This is a genomic window from Geopsychrobacter electrodiphilus DSM 16401, from assembly GCF_000384395.1.
Classification (GTDB): Bacteria; Desulfobacterota; Desulfuromonadia; order Desulfuromonadales; family Geopsychrobacteraceae; genus Geopsychrobacter; species Geopsychrobacter electrodiphilus.
Genome location: NZ_ARWE01000001.1, coordinates 2,066,101 through 2,087,083 on the forward strand (window position 1 = coordinate 2,066,101; position 20,983 = coordinate 2,087,083).

Sequence of the window (20,983 nt, forward strand, 5' to 3'; positions counted from 1 at the left end):
AGACTTAAAGAATAGGTGGTAAACCCATGATCTGCAAGCGATTAATCGAATAGCCAGGCAGCACAACGCAAGGGTTTTAAAAAAATAAGTTCAATACTCCACTCACCTGATCTTTTGTTTAAGCCAGCGCGGACGATAAAGGGGATCCCCGAGCAGAACCATCTGCCACGAAAGATATCGCTGGCTGTGAAAATAAGCTTCAACCAGGGTCTCGGCATCAACAGTCAGCAGCCTGAAAAAAAGCTCCGGTTCGGGAAAGGCCTGAATATAAGGCTCAGCAACCGGGCCGAGAGTGGCGGTGACGCCGTCCTCCAACATCCGTTTGCACCACCCCTGCCCTGGCCCTGCGCGCAGGGTCGCACATTCACCGCTGGCAATATGATAGCCGATGGCCCCACGCCGCCAATCAAAAGCATCGACGTACTTTGCCAAACTGTACCAACCACAATAGAGGGCTGCATCGGGTGCCTCACCAGCTTGAAACAGGCCCGGCTCAGCATTTATCACCACCGGCATCAGGTTGAGCGACTTCAATTGTTCAGCTGCCAGATGAATAGACTGATCATAAAGATCATAGCTGCGCAAATTCGGCGTTCGATTCGCTGGGCCCTTGGCGTCAAAATAAGCGGTCCCCCGCAGCCCATCACGTTCGGCGAACAGGCTATCATCAATCATGCGCCTGGCGATTGCCAGTGAAGGAGCATCAATGCGACTTCCCAGCAAAACTTCAGCTGGAGTGTTCTCCAATTTCAGATGCTGGTAACCGACAAAAAACGGATTCGGCTGCCAGGCGTCGAGCGCATAATCGTCCTTCAGTACCAGCGTCAACTCAGAATCGAGCGCGGCGCCAGAATCTGACTTACGGGAGCGACTGATTTTTCTATCCAGTAACTCTAACTGCATCCGATCAACCGCAACGCCAGAGCGATGTTCATCAGCAGATTGGATAGATTGCATTAAGGTGTCGCGCTGCCGTTGCAACCGACGCAACGCTGCCAGCTCCTTTTCTGTCAGTGCCGGGGGCGCGACTTTTAACGGTACACCGTAGAGGGTGACAAATGCACGGATAGAGCTTGAAGATTTTCGTGCCTGTATAAAATCACGAACCGGTTGTGCAACCTGTTGGTTGTAGACCTTGCGCGAGCAGGATTCGTTGGCTTCGATGGTGAGCGTCAGCAAGTTTTCCGTGGGGATGCTACGCTTTTCCATATAATAATGAGCCAGCTCGAGGCTCCCCGGCATACGCCGGTTAGCGATCACCAGAACTTCAGCGGGCGACAATGCCCAGGCGGGAAGAAAGATGCCACAGAGGAGGCTAAGCGTCATCAGTAGGATGAGGATAATTTTCATATCTGCTGTAATCGCGGATACAAGTCTGCGTTAAAAATTGGATACCCCCACCCACCCACGTAAGATCCTCCTGAAGAATGTCTGGATTACTGAGTTTAGACGAAGAACTTGATGCTGAAGAATAGCAGAATTTACCGCCGGCGCATGGATAGTCAGAAAGACTCCCGGCAAAAGTGCATCAGACAATTTGGCAACGTTAAAATCCTCCGCCACACGGAGGTCGTCAAGAGTATCGATCGGCGGCTGGCCACCCTTCCACCGTACCGATAGAAAAGCATCCCGAGGCGCAGGCCGACCCAGCGATGAAAGGAGATACAATAGCCCTAAAAATTTGGGAGATCTGGCGGCAACTGATCGAAGATCGTTGTGAAACTCCAGCTAATGGGGTTAGTAACAGTGTTCCCATAAATGTCGGAAACAGCCGTAAGATCAACCCGGTAGGATGAGAACGCCATCAAGTACACCTCGGATGAGAATTTAACCTGTTTCAGGACAGGATCATAAGAGACTGTTCCGGGTACCAAACCCGTTGGGCCGCTGAGCTTAAGTGTCTGCACCGATACTGATGCAGGGTCAAGTGCTTCATCAAAAGTCATGGAGATTAACGCATCGATGGATGCACTGCCATTGACTACAGGGCTCTGACTGATGACTCTTGGCGGGGTCATATCCCAAACTGGATTGGCGGCCAGTATACGTTCGCTATACCGATCAAGAAGTGTGGTATTTAACGCGGCGCTATCTATCCCCAACATAATGGAAGACTTGATCTCCTCGACCGCGACTGCATCAACTGCATTAATAAGTCTCTGCGCAATGATCGCACCATTATTCATCACCTGATCGCTGATCATCAATGAACTTGCCTCCCTGTGGCTCTCAGCATAAATGGGACCGGTATTCTGCTCAACATCTGCCTGCAGGCTGCCCATCAAGGCTGCGGTAATGCGAGCGGCACGATGAACATCTACCATCTCAGGTTTCGTCTGTTGCTGGAGATAGTCCTCAAACAGGGAAACACCGCTGCTCAGGCCAAGCTTCGTACGAACGCGGGTTTCTGCGTCCGCAAACGAAAGAGAGGGGTTTTTGTCGAGTTCATTCTTGACCAAGGTCGTCAGGGGGGAGACAAAGGACCAGTGACCCGCCGGGGCTTCAAGGATGTAACCCTCGGAGATACTCTGATTGCTCTGGTCTTCATCTACCGTCACACCTGCGATAATCTCGGCGACGACCGGATAAAGTCCCCCTTCCCCCGGCTGTATATCCAGTGAGAATCGACCTTGAGCCCCAGAGTTTGTCCATGGTTCATCATTATCCTGGCGACGATTACCGTTGCGATCCAGGAAAACCCTGGCATTAGTGAGATAACCATCGGCAACCTGCCCGTTCAAAACGGTAACGGAACCTGTGTTCGCCACGATTCCGCTGCCACTGCCAGTGTCACCGCCACCTCCTCCACCGCCACAGGCGGCCAAAACCAAACCCAGGGATACGACGGTGAGACATTTTATATATTTAATAGTACGCATTTTTTTACTCCCTATTGTTGCGGTTTTGGAACGATAAGAGACGCCGCCTCATTAACCGAATTGACGTAGATCCAGTAACCAACCCGGGGAATGAGGATCGCTCCTTGTGCTCCAGCACTGCTTTCGAAAATATTGTTGTTCCCCCAATCCAGGCCGGCGAAGCGATAAAGTCCGTTAATCACCTGCTGGCTACTGGCAGCTTCAGCCCAGGTTATTGGCGCAGCTCCGGTGTTCTGAAATTGAACTTCTGCGAGGGGAACATTCCCGCCATAGGGATTAGAGATGAGATTCCAGCCGGTTTTGACCGGGATTTTATATGTCAGTGTCGTGATCTCGCCAAATGATCCAAGGTCAGGCAGCAAGCTGTTAGTCATCCGTTTGATGACATAACCTTCACCTGGGCTCGCTGGGCCATTAGTGTCAACCAGGGCGTAACTGCCATTACTGGTAACACTGTGAACCCAGCGAAAGGACTGGGTTGCCCCAAGCGCTTCGACACTGCTGAGTTGAGCAGGCGCGATATCTCCCGGGGTGCCGACGAGATTCTTTCCATTCAAAAGTTCAACCCGAGGACCAGCAAGTTCGGTCCCGACGGGTAAGCGGGAAAGAATATTGCCTTGCGCATCTCTGGTTTCAAAGTGGAAATGCTGAGACGCGGCCGGGCCGAGACAGGTTTTGAAAACGTAGGTCGCACCAACATTAACGTTGCCGCTTTCACGGGTCATTACATAGGCGTATCCGTTCAGGTGAAGAACAACCTCTGGCAATACCCCGCCAGAACTATCCTGCATGACAACCCGGAATATATATTCGAGGTCACCTTTTGGAAGTCCGGCAACAAGGTTGTTTGAGTCATCGCCATTATCAGCACGGCTGACACCAGGCAAACCGGTTTCCGCGGTGGGAAGCCTCAACCCTTCGATTACAACCGAACCAACATTTATGGTGATTGCTTCAGAATCACTCAAGCTGCCGTCACTGACGTTGAAGGTCAGGTTATAACTTCCTACCTGGCTGCTGCCTGGGGTCCAGGAGAAGGTATGCGTTGTCGTATTGAAATAAGCTCCACTCGGCAGGCCAGCAACGCTGTAGGTCAAGCTGGTGCCGTCGGGGTCGCTAGCATTGACGGTGAAGCTTAACAGGGAACCCTCGTTGACCGTCTTGCTGCCGATGGAGGCTAACACCGGGGCCTGATTCAGGTTACCGACACTGATCGTAATGGTTTCTGAATCACTCAGGCTGCCGTCACTGACGCTGAAGGTGAGGCTGTAGTTTGCCGCCTGGCTGCTGTTCGGCGTCCAGCTGAAGGTATGGGTCGTCGCATTAAAGGAGGCGCCGCCTGGCAGACCAGTAACGCTGTAGATCAAGTTGTTGCCGTCGGGGTCACTGCCACTAATGATGAAGATCAAGGCTGAACCTTCATTGACCGTTTTATTGCCAATAGAGGCCAACACTGGGGCGCGATTCAGATCACCGACACTGATCGTGATCGTTTCTGAAGCACTCAGGCTACCGTCATTGGCACTAAAGGTCAGGCTGTAACTCCCCGCCTGGCTGGTATTCGGTGTCCAGCTGAAGGCATGCGTAGTTGGATTGAAAGAGGCGCCTGCTGGCAGACCGGTAACGCTATAGGTCAGGCTGTTACCGTCGGGATCACTGGCACTGATTGTAAAGTTAAGGGTAGAGTTTTCGGTGACTATCTTGTTACCGATAGCTGCTAAAATCGGGGGCAGATTGGTGGTACCGCCAACTGCAGCACTAGTGACTATGTTGGAATAAGCACTCTCATAGCCCGATGCATCATATGCAACCACCGCAAAATAGTGGGTTTGAGTATCGGCTAAACCGGTAATGCTCGTGCTTAAGGATGTTCCGACATCAATCGGCGAGTTACCCTGATTGGCACCACTGCCATTGAAAGGCAGGGCAGAAGAATCGGCCCGATAATAGAGCTTGTATCCAGTAATGTCGCTACTTGGGCTGGGATCCCAGGCCAAGGTCACCGACTTAGCGCTGGCGACATTTGAAAGAATTAAACTGAAACAAAACGTGAAAAATAATATTTTGCCGATAATGTGAGCCATTTTTTTCTCCTGCATTTATTTGGACTGACTGTTTTAGCTATACGGTCAGGGCAAAAAAAGCGCTCACCTCGTTACCGAAGGTGAGCGCTTTTGAGTACAGGGAAAAATCAGGGCAAAAGTTAGCTAACACTCTCTTCGGCAACCCGGCTATCCTGACTTTCAGGACCCGTGGTTTTGCGTCGCCAGATTTCTCTGGTTTTGCCCTTATCGGAGACTAATTTTTGTATTTAAAACTAAGCCATCTACGTATTACTCCTGTTGCGCAAGGCAGCGGCAGTTCAAAATTTGATAGTCTAAAAATTCCGGATAAGTTTGAATCAAGGTAGGGTGAAACAAAAAAGCGCCCACCTCAGTTAAAGAGGTGGGCGCTTTTGATTGCGGGAGGATAAGGTGGGCAAACAATTGCGTACACACTCTTCGGTAACCCGGCTGTCCTTATTTGAGGACCCGTGGTTTTGCGTCACCAGATTTCTCTGGTTTTGCCCTTATCGGAGACTTATACAGTTTTTATGAGTGCCTGATACTTTTCCACTTTGGGAAAACGATTATTAATTAGAATACAATAACTTATTGGTTCGTATTATGCCATATTTCAAAATGCAGTCAAGTACTTTTTTTAATTTTATTTTTATTTTACAACTACTTAACATCACATGTATTTTCAAGAGATATCAAAATCTGTTATCGGTTTTTAAAAGGCCGGGCTCAAAATTGAAGTGCAACACTTTGAGGAGTTAAAGTGTTGCTATGGAAGATACCTACAAGCATTTGGATTGTACAGAGCGGGCAGTTATTCAAGTGGGACTGGAGCAGGGACATTCTTTGCGCTCCATCTCCCAGAGTTTGAGCCGTTCCGTGAGCACCGTAAGCCGAGAGTTGCAACGTAACCATTGGAAGCCACCGTCTTCCCGGTCAGGTCGGCGGGGCCGGCGACCGGTAGCAGGAGGCTATCGTGCCACACGGGCCGAGCACCGCGCCAGACAGCTGGCACACAAACCACGAAAGGATAAGCGACTGATCCCCGGCAATGCCCTCTGGTCGAAGGTTGTTTCACTCTTGCAGACGGGGAATTCACCAGAGCAGGTTTCTGGTACACTGAAGCGCATGCACCCCAAGGAGCCTCAGTTTCAGATCAGCCATGAAACCATTTACACGGCGATCTACACCATGCCGCGCGGAGAATTACGCAAAGAGGTCATTTCTTTGCTGCGGCAATCCCGCAAGAAGCGTCGGCCGCGCAGCCGTGGTGAAGATCGCCGGGGCAGTCTCCCCAATATGGTCAGCATCCATGAGCGCCCCCCAGAGGTGGACGAACGATTGGTTCCTGGCCACTGGGAGGGCGACCTCATCAAGGGAGCGCGCAACGCATCGGCCGTGGGGACGCTGGTGGAGAGGACCAGTCTGTTCGTGGCTCTGGCCAAAGTCGACAATGGCAGCGCTGAGTCCGCCCAGAAGGGGTTCAGCTATGTTCTCAATCGGATCGATGCCCAACGACGTTTAAGCATGACCTACGACCAGGGCAAAGAGATGGCCTGTCACGAGATACTGTCGGAGAAGACCGGGATCAAGGTTTATTTTGCCGATCCCCATAGCCCCTGGCAGCGAGGCATCAACGAAAACACCAATGGCCTGCTGCGCCAGTATCTACCAAAGAGTACGGATCTCTCGGCATTCTCTCAGGAGGAGCTTGACCAGATCGCCTTGAAGCTCAACGCCAGGCCGAGGAAAAGTCTTGATTGGAAGTGCCCAGCCGAAATTTTTCTGCCGGATTTCGATTTTCGCGAATACTATGGGCGCATTCTAGAACCTGTTGCACTTCGAACTTGAAACCGCCAAGCTAAAAACGTAGAACTGATCGCAGCAAGCGACAATCATATTTTTGAAACTTACAATCGTCTGTCATGATCCACACCCGGTTCTTAATCCCCTGATAAATCAACATCTAATCAACTGGGTCCAGGTGATAAAAAACAGGTCTTTAAGTAAGCATCTTCACCCTTGAAATCGAGTAATTCAAAACCGCTTTCTCGAACGATGGTCACCGTGATAGTAAATCAATCCTATAAATTCCATGAAAAGGTACTTTGCTCTTTTTAGCGACTGATACCCCCCCCCCCCCCGAATAACTTCGTCGCATAGGTTGGGTAGATGCCCAACTCAATATCTCGATCATCTGCAAGCTGAGTAAAAGCCAAAAAAGATCTCTTTGTGTGATAGTCAGAGGTAACAATTATTAAGCTGCCAAGATGGTTATCAAAGGCATAATCGAGGATATGTTTTACATCAAAGTAGGTTCCGCTTTTTGTAAAGGGTAATTTAACGATCGCGTGAACAGGAACCCCAGCTTTGATTAATTTCTGCTCTGCCCATTCAATTTTATACAAGTTTCTTTGGAAAGATTCCGACCAGGCACTTAAGACTCCATCGTTGGCCAGAATGACCCGTGAGGCTCGTCCCTGATTAAACAAAAGAGCTGCTGCCGGTAACCTTTCGCGTGCGCTCCCTGCCATTAAAACAATCGCATCTGCGTGAGCCAGAGGTTTCTCAAAAACCAAATACTCATCGAGTGCCATAAAAAATAGAATCAACCCCAGGATAAAAAAGGCTGGGATTAAAAACCCAGAGATAAAGAGGAGTCGCCACTTTCTCGTTATGGGAGATTTATTCTTTACATTAAAGAAATATCTCATCTCTCGGATGGGGTCCACATGGCTATACGATTACCACTAAAATATCGAATCCAGGCATCCAGAATTGCAGCATTTGCCGTGACGAAATAAAGAGCAAATACAAAGTGCCTGTCCTATTGATTAATTACCAGACTCCAGGAAATTCTATGCACAAGGGTCGACTTATCGAAAATACCCTTTCACATACGGAGAAAAGAGTCAGCTGTAGACTTGGCCCCTAGAGTCATTTGGAGTGTTTTGTAGCGGTCTTTCACCTCCTGATCCATGCCGGCTTTTACCGACGCTTCCCTAATATTCCTTAGCCTTTCTATAGCCTTTCTAGAACGATTAGACGTCAAAAAGTTGGTTTGGGTTGACGCCTACTTTTAAATTCACGGTAAACAGTTGCTCCAACAGCAAGGTCATCGGGCAGTACTGAATCTTCATCCAGATCGAGGCAGCGCAATAGCCCGGGTTCGTTTGCCTGATAGCGGTACCCGCTTTCTGGACAGGTCAGAATCCCCTGCTCATCGGGAGTTCCTAGCAGATGCCCATGACGGCTCATCCAACCTGTCTGCTTAGCAGGGACGCCAACCATCAGAGCATAATCGGGAACGTCCTTTGTCACCACCGCGCCGGCAGCGATAAAGGCATAGCGCCCAATGGTGGTGCCACAGACAACGGTAGCGTTAGCTCCTATGGTTGTTCCACGACGAAGCAGGGTTTTTTCGTAAAGCGCCTGACGTAAGACCTGTGAACGAGGATTGGTGACGTTCGTTAGTACGCAGGAAGGGCCGAGAAAGACATCGTCTTCAATCTCGGTCCCTTCATAAATAGAGACATTATTCTGTACTTTGACATTGTTGCCGATAAGTGTGCCCCCAGAAACACAGCAGTTCTGCCCAAAGCTGCATTTCTCGCCAATTTTTGCCCCCGAAAGGACGTGACTGAAATGCCAGATTTTGGTACCACTACCAACTTCAGCTCCATCATCAACATAGGATGATTGGTGAACAAAATAATCCATGACGATCTCCATTTAAGAAAGGGCTTCCTTAGCGCACATCACAATAAAATTTTGGTCTTTCTCGCTCAAATAAGGGTATATTGGTAGACTCACAATACGGGAAGCTACCTTTTCCGAGACTGAGAAGTCTCCGTTTTTATAACCAAGATAAGTAAAAGCAGGCTGCAAATGCAGAGGAATGGGATAATGAACTGCGGTCGGCACCCCTTTGCCCTTAAGATTTTTCACAAAGCGATCACGCTCGCTCACCTGAATGCAGTACTGGGCGAAAACAGAAGTGTTGGCCGATGCAATATGCGGGGTGATACAGGTGTCGCAAAGTTTTTTGCTGTACCGAGAGCCGATGGTGCCACGCATCTGGACCTCTTCGCTAAATATATCTAACTTAGCCAACAAGATTGCAGCCTGCAGCGTATCAAGCCTGCCGTTAATACCAATTAGAGGATGGTTGTAGCGGCGATCCTGGCCATGCACACGGATCTGGCGCATTTTACTAGCCAGCTCGTCATCATCGGTAAAGCAGGCACCGCCATCGCCATAACCACCTAGCGGCTTGGATGGAAAGAAACTGGTACAACCGATGGTGGAGAGCGCGCAGGATCGACGTCCGTTGTAGGTTGCGCCGAAACTCTGGGCACCATCTTCAATTACCGGAATGCCATGCCGCTCAGCGATGGCGTTTATAGCATCGAAATCAGCGCATTGGCCATACAGGCTAATCGGCATAATCGCCATGGTTTGTGCGGTAATGGCCTTTTCGACCAATGAGGGATCAAGGTTATAGGTTTGCGGATCGATATCGACAAAGACTGGACGGGCACCAAGTAGTGCAATCATCTCGCCGGTGGCAATAAAGGTAAAAGGGGAAGTTATCACTTCGTCTCCTGTGCCGATTCCCAATGCCAGCATGGCGATCAGAAGGGCATCGGTCCCAGAAGAGACGCTGATACAGTGCTTTACTCCAGTAAAGCCCGCGAGTCGTGTTTCGAGTTCCTGCACCTCGGGCCCCATGATGTACTGCCCGTGTTCCAGTACCTTATTCATACGGCTATCGAGTTGTTCGCGAATCTTTGCCTGTTGGGTCTTCAGATCAATAAAATCCATAGTATGTCTCTAACCAACGCTGGTCTTTTTGAAAGGCAACAGTGAATGTGATCTATCTTGGCTAGGACTAACCGGATTGAGATTGCGCAATTGATGCACCAGACTAATAGAGGCGCGCGCATCTTCGAGACCGAAACCACCGCCAGTGAGGATATCGCGGTAGACAAGCGTATGCAGATCGGTAAAACCGGCAGAAAACTCGATTTCTTCTTCATTCAACAAAATAGAACGGTACGTCGTCTGCCCAGATGTCTTGACCGGTTCTGGCAGGTCGCCGCGATCAGCAGAAAGAAACCAGCGAATATTGGCGTTCTCAAGTTCCAGAAATCCTGCCATGCGCTTTTCGTCGGCACAGTGAACTTCAGCATGCTGCAACCCGCCGAAGATCCAAAGGAGCATATCGAAGAAATGCACCCCGATATTGGTAGCGATACCCCCCGATTTCTGTACATCTCCTTTCCACGAATGAAAGTACCAGTTACCTCGTGAAGTGATGTAGGTCAGTTCAATTTCTTGTTTTATTCCGGAATTATTAGATTCAAACCGCTTTTTTAATTCAACAATGGCAGGATGAACCCTGAGCTGAAGGATATTGTAGATTCGCTGACCACTCTCCTGCTCAAGTTCAGCAAGTGCGTCCAAGTTCCAAGGGTTGAGCACCAAAGGTTTTTCACAAATAGCATCGGCACCGATCCGCAGAGCGAAGCGAATATGAGCATCGTGCAGATAATTAGGGGAACAAATACTGACATAATGGATCTTCTGCTCATGATTCTGGCGGCGTAGCTTTTCGGCAAAGCGATCAAAGCGTTCAAATTCGGTAAAAAATTTAGCGTCATACGAAAAACTATCAAGAACACCGACTGAATCATTTTTATCAAGTGCACAGATCAGGTTGTTACCCGTATCAGCGATGGCCCTCATATGCCTAGGTGCAATGTAACCACCAGCACCAATCAATGCGAAATTCTTGCGGCTAATGCCATCATTCATAAAAGTTCCTATATTATTCTATAATCACAATAAATTATTCATTATATCTTTACGATAAATGTTAATTGTATATAACAGTCATACGTTTTTACGTTGAAACGATACCATAGAAGGTCTCAATTATGTTAAAGGGCATGCAAGCGTATACTGATCCATCTCTGTTGAACGGCTTAATCATCTACCATCGCTCAGATGGCTACCCCATTGTTTTTACAGAGCATTCGTTGACGTTCTCAGCTTTGTTTCGTTCTTCCGCATACTTTTCCCCCTGTTTTTCTAGCCTCAATCTCTTTGTGCCGGGCTATAGCGAGGCGACCTAACCGACTCTAATTTAATTTTCGTAACGTTGGGGGTAAAAGAGTAGTATTTACACTATAAATAGCTCTTCCACTAGGCGCCGTAAATTCAATTATCCCAGCACTTCCAGAACTTTGAGCATCAACGATCGTTGTCCCTGCTCTGATTACTGTGATTGCTGTATTAACAGGCAGGTCAGCAATATAGTGCCTTGTGGCGTCTACCACATAGGTAAGCGCTGACATATCGGCGTTACCTGTTGAGCTGGTAAACATAACAGCAGTATTACTAAACAAAGCCCCTTGGCCACCTATACCACTAATCAGCGAGGTTGTGAGTTTTTCTGATGTCGTTCCAGCCTTATTGACAACTAAAAACTTGTCATGTTGTTGAAGCGTTGAGTTTTTGATATTAACTCGCGTTGCATAGGTCAGAGCAGTGGTTGTTATTGTTGCTGTGGCTGGTAGCAATACTTCGCTGATAACTCTGGAGCTAGCCCCGGTGTAGGTGATCTGGTTGCCGGAGATAGACGGTGCTCCTGCATAGTGGATATGGTCAACCTTTAAAACTTCATGCCCGTTATCAACCCCGCTCACCGATCCAGCAAGGCTTGTGGTTGTGATATTATCAGCGATGACAACGTAGTCGCCTACATGCAGAAAAGAGCGGTAATAACTATCCACTTTCTTCATGTACGTGCCATCGACATATAAGGAGGTCAAATTACCTCTGGCGTAAGCATAACCAGTTCCTACCTCTTGTCGGTCAATTTGTGCAGAAGGACTAATATAACTCCACCCACCAGTATTTCTAGCCGACCCATAGGATTCATCACGAATATAGCCATCATCAAGAAAAACATTGTTTGCATCAATAACGGAGTTTACGCCTGTAGTTTGTGCGGCTCCTGGCCCTTCTGTTATCAACGGTTCTTCTCGGTAGATTTTAAATGATCCTGCGTTTTTACCTTGATGATCGCCCATCCAATCAGCGGCAGTAAAACCGGCCCACGTTGCGGTGGTCGTCCAATCAGACTTAGACAAGATAATATCTGTACCATCGGAAAAGAACGCCAATGGTAAAGTTGTGTAGGCACTGGCTGTTTCCCGGCTGTCCAGCCACATAAACGCATCACGAAAATAAAGAGAACCACTCACAGAAGTTGGTTGAATGACAGTGTTTAAAAAGTTATACCCCTGTTGTTTTAAAGTACCAGTTGCCCGATAGAGAGCCTGAAAATAGGCGGTCATCGTTCTAAGATTCAAGGTCGGATTGCCGACATTCCCCTCATGGTAGAAGGTTGCAAGGCTTGCCGCACCACTGTTGGTGTTTGGTGCCAGTTGCAACATGAAATATTTTAAGGTCGGATCAGTATCGGGCCATGCGTCTAATCCTAAAGCGTTGGCAAGCGTTTGATAGATAGCAAAACCATAGGTGGCAACACGGTTATATCCGTATGCTGCCCCGCTGAAGTTGTGGCCGTTAATCGCTCCGGCTAGAAACTTTGGCTCTATCGTTCCTTTCCATTCCGTCCAAGCATCCTGCACCCATTGCTGACCTACTGTTGAATCCTCATAAGTTGAAAGGCCGAGCATAAAATAGCCCATCATTTTTGTTAATCTGAGGTTCCATGTTGTGTAAGCGTGTCTATCCAGCATGGGTTTAAATGACCCTTCCATCCATGTGATGAAAGTCGTTTTGTCTCCAGCAGAAAGAAGGGGATACATCCAATCATAGGCGTAAGCAATATCCCTCGAATGAATCGAGCCATAATCCTCGTTCACTGTCCCGGAAGAGGTATCATAATAGCTACCAATATTGATCAGCATTAACCGGGCGGCTGCGCCCTCGGCAGCGTAGGTTGTCGGATCGATCATATACATAAGTGCGTACTGAGCCATATCTTCGGTGTAGCCGCTGACGGTATAAGTCGGAGTAGCAGGAAGCGCCCGATCAACAATCCAGTTCCAGTAAGTATTACCAACAACTGCTTTCGCTTGCAGTTCTGCCGAAGAAATAAACCTATTTCCATGTGACGTTAAAGCATAGTCAGTCCCACTTAGAGTCACAGTCGCAGAGCAAACATCATGAACAGAGAAAAGCATAACCAATAAAAATAAAATAAAACTTTTCATTTTATGTCCTCCCGGACGCCAAAACTCTGTTAAAAGCTACTTTTAAACCTACAATAACGTAGAGACTTACAAAGAGACTTACAAAATATTATTCTTTTTTAAATCTTTGGTGTAGTGGTCAACTATTTCCGGACAGCAGTTTAAGTTTTTCTTCTGCCAGGGTCGGTGCGACTCCACCATTATTCTGATGCGGCCGGTACCAATTGTAGTAATCCATCAAATAATCACTGATGTCTTTTTTTGCCTCTGCGAATGACCTGTAGCCCTCAGAGGGCATCCATTCACTTTTAAAACTACGGAACACGCGCTCCATCGGTGCATTGTCCCAGCAATTACCTCGACGGCTCATGCTTTGCTTCATGCGGTAACGCCAGAGTCGTTGGCGAAACAGTTTGCTGGCATATTGACTGCCTTGATCCGAGTGAAACATCACGCCACTTGGATTCCCGCGTAATTGATAAGCCATACATATCCAGTGCCGCAATAACCAATTCAGCATCGGGCCGACCAGACAGGCTCCACCCAACAACACGACGCGCGTAAAGATCTAAGACAACTGCTAGATACACCCACCGACCTTGGGACCAAACGTATGTGATGTCGCCACACCACCGCTGGTTGGGTTGCGTGACCTCGAATTCACGATTGAGATGATTCGGAATATCTGGTCTCTCAACCTTTGCCGTTTTGTAAGCGGGAGGCTTTGGTTGCTTGCTTACCAAACTTGCCTCTTTCATCAGACGGCGGACTTTGAACCGCCCAATAACCTCGCCTGCCTCACGCATTTTGATTTTGATGGTGCGACTGCCTGCCGATTGACGACTCTGGTTGAAGATCTCGGTAGCCTTGATTCGTAGCCGTATGCGCGCAGCGTCTATCCGTTTCTTGCGGTTGCGATAGTCGTAATAACTCGATCGGGAGATATCAAACACAGAACACAGCCGATACACATCTTCACGCCCCCTTAATTGGTCGATCAGTGCAAATGCTGTATCTCGTCCGATATCAAGAGAGCGGTAGCCTTTTTTAGAATCGACTTCTCTCTTTCAAGCCGTTGCACTTGTTTCTCTAGCTCTTGAATACGCCTCTGCTCTGGTGTCAAAGCTGGCGCTTTTGGCGTTACCCCGTGATGTTCGCCTTGAAGCTGCTGAACCCAACGTCGTAATGCAGTAGTTCCAACCCCCATAGCACGGCAGGCCTCAGCCATCGTATAGCCCTGGTCAACAACTAGGCTGGCTGCTTCGTGCTTGAACTCTTTAGTGAATGATCGTCTGTTTCTTTGGTTCATTGAACACCTCTCGTTGGGTGGCGAATATACCACCTTAATTGGTGTCCGGTTTTATTGAACCACTACATGGCATAAGTAGGTAGCACTGAGTTTTTTCAAACAACGTGATACCCTAAATTAAACTGATAAAAATACTGCGCTATTTTAGGTGACTGGCTACACCATCAAAGATATCCGCTAATTTACCAGTGAGAGCCTTTCTAGAAAAATCAGCCCCCCGACCCTCGTCAATAATTCGATAAGATTCAACCATAGCAGGAAGACTTATAAAAAAATTCTCAATGGCCGCAGTATCACCAGGGGAGATAATTGTGCAATTGCTATAATTTTCCAGCAATGCCTTTTTGGCCTCGCCGTCAGGAATCAATGCCAATATATGTTTTCCTGTAGCCATATATTCGAATGTTTTCCCGGGCAAAAGGGCATCAGCATTTGGTAAATCAGAAATAGTCAGGACCAAAACATCTGCTGACATGGCCTTAAGAAGTGCATCCGAATGTGATAAGTAGCCAAAAGTCCGTATATGTTCAGATGTATTTTCAAAACAAATGGCTTCCTCGTCAACAACCCTACCGACAATGGAAACGTTCACCCTTTCAGAAAGTTCAGTATTCAAATTTATGGCCGAACCAAAAGAATATAATAAGTTCTTAAGACTTGTGGCTTTCCAAACAGTCCCCATATAAACAACTGATATGTCTTGCTCATTCAATACCTCGTCGTTATGATCTTGCTTAAAGTCCTCCTGATCATAACCATTAAAAATAACCAGACCTTTACACAAATCATAAATGCCATTACGATATTTAATATTCTCTACACACTTCCTTGTAACTGAAATGAAATTATCACAGTTTTTAACTACATATTTCTCAAAAATAGAGTCTATCAAGAAGCTAAACTTACCCTTCACTGTCTTTTCCCAGTTCAAACGTGAAAAGGTCCACTCATCTCTAAAATCAGCAATTACGGGTTTTTTATAAAATCTACACCAAAAAACGGTGAACAACAAAGCAGAGAAAGGAGGACCAGTAACAAAAACTACATCATACTTACGACTGCGAAGCAAATTTCTTATTTCTATAGAGGTATAAAACCACCAAAGAGTCTGAACATCAGGTATAAGCAATATTTTTACTAAATATTTAATTATTGTTTTAAAGAATGAAAGCCTCCCCCCTTCACCGGAGGAGACAAAGTTCTTAACTTTGTATGATGGTTCTAATGTTTTAGTACGAATGACCGCTATATCTTTGGATATTTCATCGAGAAGGGCATCATCAACCAACGGAACTGAAGGGTTTTTTGTGGTTAAAACAGTCGGCCGCCAGCCAAAACACGGCAAATACTTCACAAACTTGCTCACTCTCTGCACCCCAGCGCCACCGACAGGAGGAAACGTATATGAAACAATCAGAACATTTTTCATTCGGTAGGCACCTTACCCTTATTAATGACTTTCGCAGGAACACCTACGGCGACAGAATCACAAGGGATATCCTTTACCACAACGGCATTAGCGCCAATCAACACATCACTTCCAACTGTCAAGCCACCCACTATTTTAGCACCCGAACCTATAAACACCCGCGAGCCAATAACGGGCGATAATCCCTTTTCTGCACCAATGACAACACCGCTTTCAAGGACAACTTCATCTCCAGCCACAACAGAGGAATTAACAACCACGCCAACACTATGTAAAATAAGTAATTTCCTACCAAAACGAGCATTAATACCAATGACACACCCACAAATGATGGCATTTAACTTATGAAAAATTAATGCAAATAGCATAGTCCATTTTCGTTTTGCACAAAATGCCATTATACGATAAAAAACCATTGACATTGTTGCATCACTACAAATAGCCCGTAAAATTGTTATGAAACTTATTCTGCCATAAAGCCATTCTGCCTTAAATTTAATGTCATCAAATATTAACACAATCACCCCTCACCTTCATAACCGAACAAATTAGCCAACTGAGACGCATTTTGATCCCAAGTACCTAAATTAATAGCCTTTATATCGTTAGTTGAGACACCTAAAGCGTCAATAAGGCCACTCCGAAGCCCTTCAGAATCTCTCGGTTTAACAAGTATAACTCGATTGTCTTGGGCAGCTATCTCTGGCAACCCTCCGACATTAGTAGTAACGACCCTTGTACCACAAGCTAACGCCTCCAACACCACATTCGGTACACCTTCCATGTAGCTTGGCAAGCACAAAACATCTGAAACATTCATCCACTTTGCCACATCGGGCAAAGGGAGAAAACCCATCATCCCCACTATATTTAATAGTTTATTGTCAGTCAGATATTTATTGATCGATCCGATGCAAGAGCCCTCACCGATAATATTCAATCTCAAATTATTAATGTTATCTTTAGACATTTCCTTAAACGCATCTAAAAGTTCAAAAATTCCTTTTTCCTTCTCTAACCGACCAACATAGAGAATAAGTTTGCTACCTTTTTTTATTTGCATTTCCCCTTTTAATAGAAATTTATCTGCTGGATGGAAAATTTCCTTATTTATTCCATTATACAAAACATGAATTTTGCTGCCATTACATCCAAAATCGACAAGCCTATTTTTCAATGCTCGACTAACACAAACAACACCCGAAGATTGTATTACTGCAGATAATGATTTTTTCGCAAATAGACTGCCCCGATCAAGTCTATTCACATCCGTGCCATGGACCTTAAAAAAAAACGGTAATTTCAATTTGTCAGCGACTTTCTGAGCAGCCCAAACATCAGGGTATAGCCAAGATGAAAATATTAATTCATAATTATTTTCACGAGCTAACCTATTAACAAGACCTATAATGGAATAATAATAAAAATCGCCATGGAAACACCTTGCAATCCTAGGCGGATAGTAAAAAGTTGGGAAAAAACAGCGGACATCACCTTCATCAACCCAATTACACCTACTAGAGTTATTCTTTTTAGAAATCCAAGGTATAGGAGAAATCACATCTATCAAATAATACTTACTCAAGCTAGATAGCTGCTGCTTATTAAATGGGGCCACACGCATGTCGAATGGATTAGGATAAAGACTTGATATGAATAATATTTTTTTCAAAAAAAACACCCTACAATCAATCTTCTCAAACCAGGCTAAAACTAGGGCAAAACACGTCAATATTGACGTTCGCTCTAAGAAAAATCCCGACAAAGAACGGATTCATAGACCTTTTCATACTTATGAGCTGTTTCCTGTATAGAAAAATACTGGCTGACTCTTTTTTGTGCTGCGCTAGAAAAGTTTTTGCGCAATTCCGCACTTTCAAACAATTCAAAAACTTTACTGGCAAACTTAACCGGTGAGTTTGAAGGAACAATGAAGCCACTAACACCATCCTCAACGACTTCTGCAATACCACCGACATCCGTTACAACACATGGCAAGCTACAAGCAAGTGCTTCAAGTAACGTAAGAGGAACACCTTCAGTTACTGACGACAAACAGAAAACATCCAGCTCATTTAATATATCAGGGATGTCAGACCGCAACCCAGCAAAACAAATTTTAGATTCAAGTTTCAAATCAGCAGCTTGCTGCATAATATCCTTACGTAACGGGCCATCACCAACAACCAACAATTTGAATGGAACCCCTTTATTTGCAAGATGGCTACAGGCTTGAAGTAGCATTTCATGATTTTTTTCTGGGCACAGTCGTGCAACAATTCCTAGCAGAAAATCATCGGGCAAGATACCAAACTCACCTCTCACGTTATTACTTGCTGGCCCCTTCTGAAATTTAGCAATATTGATACCGTTCCATATTGTAAGTACCTTTGATTGACCCACATGCTCAAATTCAAGACAAACTCTCTTGGCGTCCTCAGAAACTGCAATGATTTTATTTGTCAACAGGGAGGAAAACCAATTCAACAAAACTTTTTTTCGTGCGGAGGGATCATTTCGACCGTGTTTAGTATGAACAACCGGAATATGTAAAAGAAATCCTGCGATAGCCCCGTAAAAATGGGGCGCAGCATTATGGGTATGAATAAGATCAATCTTATTCTGCCTGAGAAGTTTAACCATCGCAAAGACAACACCCAAGGAGAGTCCTTGTTTACGATTTAAAGTCAAAATTTTAATTTTATCAAGGTCACTACCAAGTATCCCCTTACCTTCCAGGCAAAGAATTGCAGAATTATACTTACAAGAGAAGCTTCCGATTAGATCAATGACAATCTTCTCAAGCCCGCCTACATTCAAGCTATTAACAATGTGCAACACGTTAATATTACTCATACACACCTAGGTAATTCCACGTTAACAGCAGCAAAAGAAAGTACCCACATCAATAAGTTTTCTCGCTCAAAATCTTTTCACCTAATTCCAAAACAGACATTTCCGGCACAGGTAAATCTTTCACCTTTTTGGCCGGATTTCCTGCAACAACAGTAAAAGGAGCAACATCTTTAGTCACTACAGAATTCCTGGCAATAATTGCCCCATCGCCAACGGTTACCCCCTTTAAAATTGTACAATCGGTACCAACCCAAACTCCATCGCCAATTACGATAGGAGCGGATTCAGATTCTTCCCAACCGTTACCCAAGCCAGAATATCCCTCCCCACCAGGTGCCACCCTGATCCTGTGCCGGACCCACTTCTCAATACCAATAGCATGAGTGTTATTGTCTATAATAGTCGTGCCAGCAGCAATGCCGGTAAAGCTACCAATGCGGATATTCTCAAGACAGAGAAGAGAGGAACCATCCTGGAGAACGGAATAATTGCCAATCTCAATGAAACCGCCAGATTTACATGTAATCCTACTCGCACTTATTTTACAGTTATCCCCAATAACGATTTGGTCAGGGTTGCCAGATTCATTTTTAATCCTAACGTCTCCCTCTAGCTTAAAGTTTTCTCCGATATTGGCATTTAAGTTAAACAATGTAACTCGTTGTGATATTTGTTTATTTAGAAAGTAATTCATAATAACTTTAAACAGATATGTCATTTTAAACCCTTACTTGAAATCAAACTGCATATTTTCATTTTTTCTGAACTATTAAATAAAAAATAATAAGTAAACAACGCATGACCAATGCAACAACAAGTCACACAAAAAGAAAGTGAGCCAAATCCAATAATATTAATGTATTTATTTATTGATAAATATATAACTAGATAACTAATAGACGAAAAGACTGGAACAAGCATAGAAAAATAAATATATTTATAAATATTTATTGAAAATGATTTTGTCATATAAATAATAATACCTATAGTGACAATAATATTTGGGATTGTGGTCCCCCATGCAACACCATTGATACCAAATATTTTCCCCCACCAAATACTTAAAATTAAATTTAAAAGTGCACAAAAAAACATCAACAAAGTAACAAATTTCATCCTTGATGTTCCCATCAGAATCGGAAAAGCGATTCCTCTTTGTACTAAGAAAAATAAATACCCACTCGTCAGGATAGACAAGACCTGGCCAGAGACATAGCGATATTTCTCCCCCATCCAAATAGCGATAAAATCGCCACCGTACAACCAAAAAGACAAACAAACGGGCACAACGAAGAATGCCACCAATCGGCTGTAGTTATAATAAGTGTCGCCGATAAGCCTACTATCGCCAACGGATTCAGATTCGCTAATTTTCGGCATTAACGTCCGGGAAATTCCAATCATAAATTGCATAAAATAGATTAGCAAATTATTAGCAATATTAAACCAAACGACGGAAGCGACAGAAACAACACTACCCAAAACAAGAGCATCTGTTTGAAAGCTTAAACGACTTGAAAATTGAAAAAGTAGTACAAAAATGCTGTAATTTAGAATCTCTTTAAAAATCCCTTTATCAATAAACTTTATGTCAAACTTTACAAATTCATAGTTTTTCTTTGTGTAAATAAGAAATACTAAAGATTGGGCTACAGTAAGAAACAATAGAATAAATGCAATTTGAACCAAACCAAAATCTGAGGTAACAAACAATATTGTCACGACAACACGAATGACAACAATAAGATTCTTAACGACATTGATAAGTACGAATCTTTGTCGGGCGTGCAAAATCCCTTCAAAGACCTCAAATACAAACCGACACGCGATTTCTAGAGTAACAACTACGGTTGCTAATTTTGCCAAACGTACATACTGAACAGGAATATCAAAGAGATTATCTATGAAATAAGAAAAAGTCGTGCCAAACAGAAGAACAAAAACACTTAAAGCTGAGAAGAAAAGTAAGTTTGTACAAATAACACCGCTTAATCTATCGAAATTTCGACTGGCATAATAACGAGATATATAACGAACATTCGCTAAAGGAACACCAGCCTGCAATAATGAAAAATATCCTGTTGTGGAAGAAATAAGCAACCAAACCCCATATTGGTCTTCACCTAATGTTTTTACAAAAAAAGGGTACAGAAAAAAAACACCAAACGCCGAAAAAAAAATATTTGACCAGTTAGCAATTATATTTTTTAACATTGTAATCC

At 45.0% G+C, this 20,983-nt stretch carries 15 protein-coding genes, 1 pseudogene and 2 riboswitches; of the genes and pseudogenes, 1 reads left to right on the plus strand and 15 read right to left on the minus strand.

The genetic code is table 11. The features are described from left to right. Positions 1-102: 102 nt before the first annotated feature. The 3 genes from D888_RS0109785 to D888_RS0109795 all read right to left on the minus strand — a co-directional run bounded on the left by D888_RS0109785 (position 103) and on the right by D888_RS0109795 (position 4,963). A complete protein-coding gene (locus D888_RS0109785) occupies positions 103-1,350 on the minus strand; it encodes a TIGR03790 family protein (protein WP_020676371.1) in 1,248 nt (415 codons plus the stop codon). A gap of 323 nt (positions 1,351-1,673) precedes the next feature. Next, the gene (locus D888_RS23105) at positions 1,674-2,879 is read right to left on the minus strand and encodes an Ig-like domain-containing domain (RefSeq protein ID WP_020676372.1); all 1,206 of its coding nucleotides are present in this window, start codon (positions 2,877-2,879) and stop codon (positions 1,674-1,676) included. 11 nt (positions 2,880-2,890) lie between these two features. After that, on the minus strand, positions 2,891-4,963 hold the full coding sequence (locus D888_RS0109795) for a fibronectin type III domain-containing protein (protein ID WP_020676373.1): 2,073 nt from the start codon (positions 4,961-4,963) through the stop codon (positions 2,891-2,893). 134 nt (positions 4,964-5,097) lie between these two features. Beyond that, a riboswitch (cyclic di-GMP riboswitch) is annotated at positions 5,098-5,176 on the minus strand. Between the two features lie 203 nt (positions 5,177-5,379). Further along, positions 5,380-5,457, minus strand: a riboswitch (cyclic di-GMP riboswitch). Positions 5,458-5,710: 253 nt separating this feature from the next. Between D888_RS0109795 and D888_RS0109800 the strand changes: the two genes are divergently transcribed. Continuing rightward, positions 5,711-6,790: an IS30 family transposase gene (locus D888_RS0109800; RefSeq protein WP_020676374.1), complete on the plus strand. Its 1,080-nt coding sequence runs from the start codon at positions 5,711-5,713 to the stop codon at positions 6,788-6,790. 266 nt (positions 6,791-7,056) lie between these two features. On the opposite strand, the gene D888_RS0109805 is transcribed toward D888_RS0109800, so the two are convergent. From D888_RS0109805 to D888_RS0109865, 12 genes and pseudogenes are all read right to left on the minus strand, one after another. Next, the gene (locus tag D888_RS0109805) at positions 7,057-7,653 is read right to left on the minus strand and encodes a YdcF family protein (RefSeq protein WP_026362324.1); all 597 of its coding nucleotides are present in this window, start codon (positions 7,651-7,653) and stop codon (positions 7,057-7,059) included. Between the two features lie 334 nt (positions 7,654-7,987). Continuing rightward, positions 7,988-8,659, minus strand: coding sequence for an acyltransferase (locus D888_RS0109810; protein ID WP_156826987.1), 672 nt, complete (start codon positions 8,657-8,659; stop codon positions 7,988-7,990). Between the two features lie 12 nt (positions 8,660-8,671). After that, positions 8,672-9,763: a DegT/DnrJ/EryC1/StrS family aminotransferase gene (locus tag D888_RS0109815; protein ID WP_020676377.1), complete on the minus strand. Its 1,092-nt coding sequence runs from the start codon at positions 9,761-9,763 to the stop codon at positions 8,672-8,674. A gap of 9 nt (positions 9,764-9,772) precedes the next feature. After that, positions 9,773-10,756, minus strand: a complete 984-nt coding sequence (locus D888_RS0109820; protein ID WP_020676378.1) for a Gfo/Idh/MocA family protein — start codon at positions 10,754-10,756, stop codon at positions 9,773-9,775. A 326-nt stretch (positions 10,757-11,082) separates the two neighbouring features. After that, complete coding sequence (locus D888_RS0109825) at positions 11,083-13,188, minus strand: hypothetical protein (RefSeq protein ID WP_020676379.1); 2,106 nt, start codon at positions 13,186-13,188, stop codon at positions 11,083-11,085. Between the two features lie 118 nt (positions 13,189-13,306). Next, positions 13,307-14,476, minus strand: a pseudogene (locus D888_RS22665) (IS3 family transposase). A 139-nt stretch (positions 14,477-14,615) separates the two neighbouring features. Beyond that, entirely contained in the window at positions 14,616-15,905 is a 1,290-nt protein-coding gene (locus tag D888_RS0109840; protein WP_020676381.1) for a glycosyltransferase family protein, read from the minus strand. Further along, complete coding sequence (locus D888_RS0109845; protein WP_156826988.1) at positions 15,902-16,423, minus strand: serine O-acetyltransferase; 522 nt, start codon at positions 16,421-16,423, stop codon at positions 15,902-15,904. Before D888_RS0109845 ends, D888_RS0109840 begins: the two co-directional genes overlap by 4 nt. Before the next feature lie 2 nt (positions 16,424-16,425). After that, on the minus strand, positions 16,426-17,577 hold the full coding sequence (locus D888_RS23640; protein WP_083928832.1) for a glycosyltransferase: 1,152 nt from the start codon (positions 17,575-17,577) through the stop codon (positions 16,426-16,428). Positions 17,578-17,651: 74 nt separating this feature from the next. Continuing rightward, complete coding sequence (locus D888_RS21295) at positions 17,652-18,761, minus strand: glycosyltransferase (RefSeq protein WP_020676384.1); 1,110 nt, start codon at positions 18,759-18,761, stop codon at positions 17,652-17,654. A 49-nt stretch (positions 18,762-18,810) separates the two neighbouring features. Continuing rightward, positions 18,811-19,479 (minus strand): acyltransferase, encoded by a 669-nt coding sequence (locus D888_RS0109860; RefSeq protein WP_020676385.1) that lies wholly within the window; start codon positions 19,477-19,479, stop codon positions 18,811-18,813. Then, the gene (locus D888_RS0109865) at positions 19,476-20,975 is read right to left on the minus strand and encodes an oligosaccharide flippase family protein (protein ID WP_020676386.1); all 1,500 of its coding nucleotides are present in this window, start codon (positions 20,973-20,975) and stop codon (positions 19,476-19,478) included. Before D888_RS0109865 ends, D888_RS0109860 begins: the two co-directional genes overlap by 4 nt. Between the last annotated feature and the right edge of the window lie 8 nt (positions 20,976-20,983).

Bases quoted from the DNA above. Each gene is read 5' to 3' on its own strand.
- D888_RS21295 (WP_020676384.1), bottom strand. From the start codon at position 18,761: ATGAGTAATATTAACGTGTTGCACATTGTTAATAGCTTGAATGTAGGC.
- D888_RS0109805 (WP_026362324.1), bottom strand. From the start codon at position 7,653: ATGAGATATTTCTTTAATGTAAAGAATAAATCTCCCATAACGAGAAAG.
- D888_RS0109825 (WP_020676379.1), bottom strand. From the start codon at position 13,188: ATGAAAAGTTTTATTTTATTTTTATTGGTTATGCTTTTCTCTGTTCAT.
- D888_RS0109820 (WP_020676378.1), bottom strand. From the start codon at position 10,756: ATGAATGATGGCATTAGCCGCAAGAATTTCGCATTGATTGGTGCTGGT.
- D888_RS0109840 (WP_020676381.1), bottom strand. From the start codon at position 15,905: ATGAAAAATGTTCTGATTGTTTCATATACGTTTCCTCCTGTCGGTGGC.
- D888_RS0109860 (WP_020676385.1), bottom strand. From the start codon at position 19,479: ATGACATATCTGTTTAAAGTTATTATGAATTACTTTCTAAATAAACAA.
- D888_RS23105 (WP_020676372.1), bottom strand. From the start codon at position 2,879: ATGCGTACTATTAAATATATAAAATGTCTCACCGTCGTATCCCTGGGT.
- D888_RS0109815 (WP_020676377.1), bottom strand. From the start codon at position 9,763: ATGGATTTTATTGATCTGAAGACCCAACAGGCAAAGATTCGCGAACAA.
- D888_RS0109795 (WP_020676373.1), bottom strand. From the start codon at position 4,963: ATGGCTCACATTATCGGCAAAATATTATTTTTCACGTTTTGTTTCAGT.
- D888_RS0109865 (WP_020676386.1), bottom strand. From the start codon at position 20,975: ATGTTAAAAAATATAATTGCTAACTGGTCAAATATTTTTTTTTCGGCG.
- D888_RS0109800 (WP_020676374.1), top strand. From the start codon at position 5,711: ATGGAAGATACCTACAAGCATTTGGATTGTACAGAGCGGGCAGTTATT.
- D888_RS0109785 (WP_020676371.1), bottom strand. From the start codon at position 1,350: ATGAAAATTATCCTCATCCTACTGATGACGCTTAGCCTCCTCTGTGGC.
- D888_RS0109810 (WP_156826987.1), bottom strand. From the start codon at position 8,659: ATGGATTATTTTGTTCACCAATCATCCTATGTTGATGATGGAGCTGAA.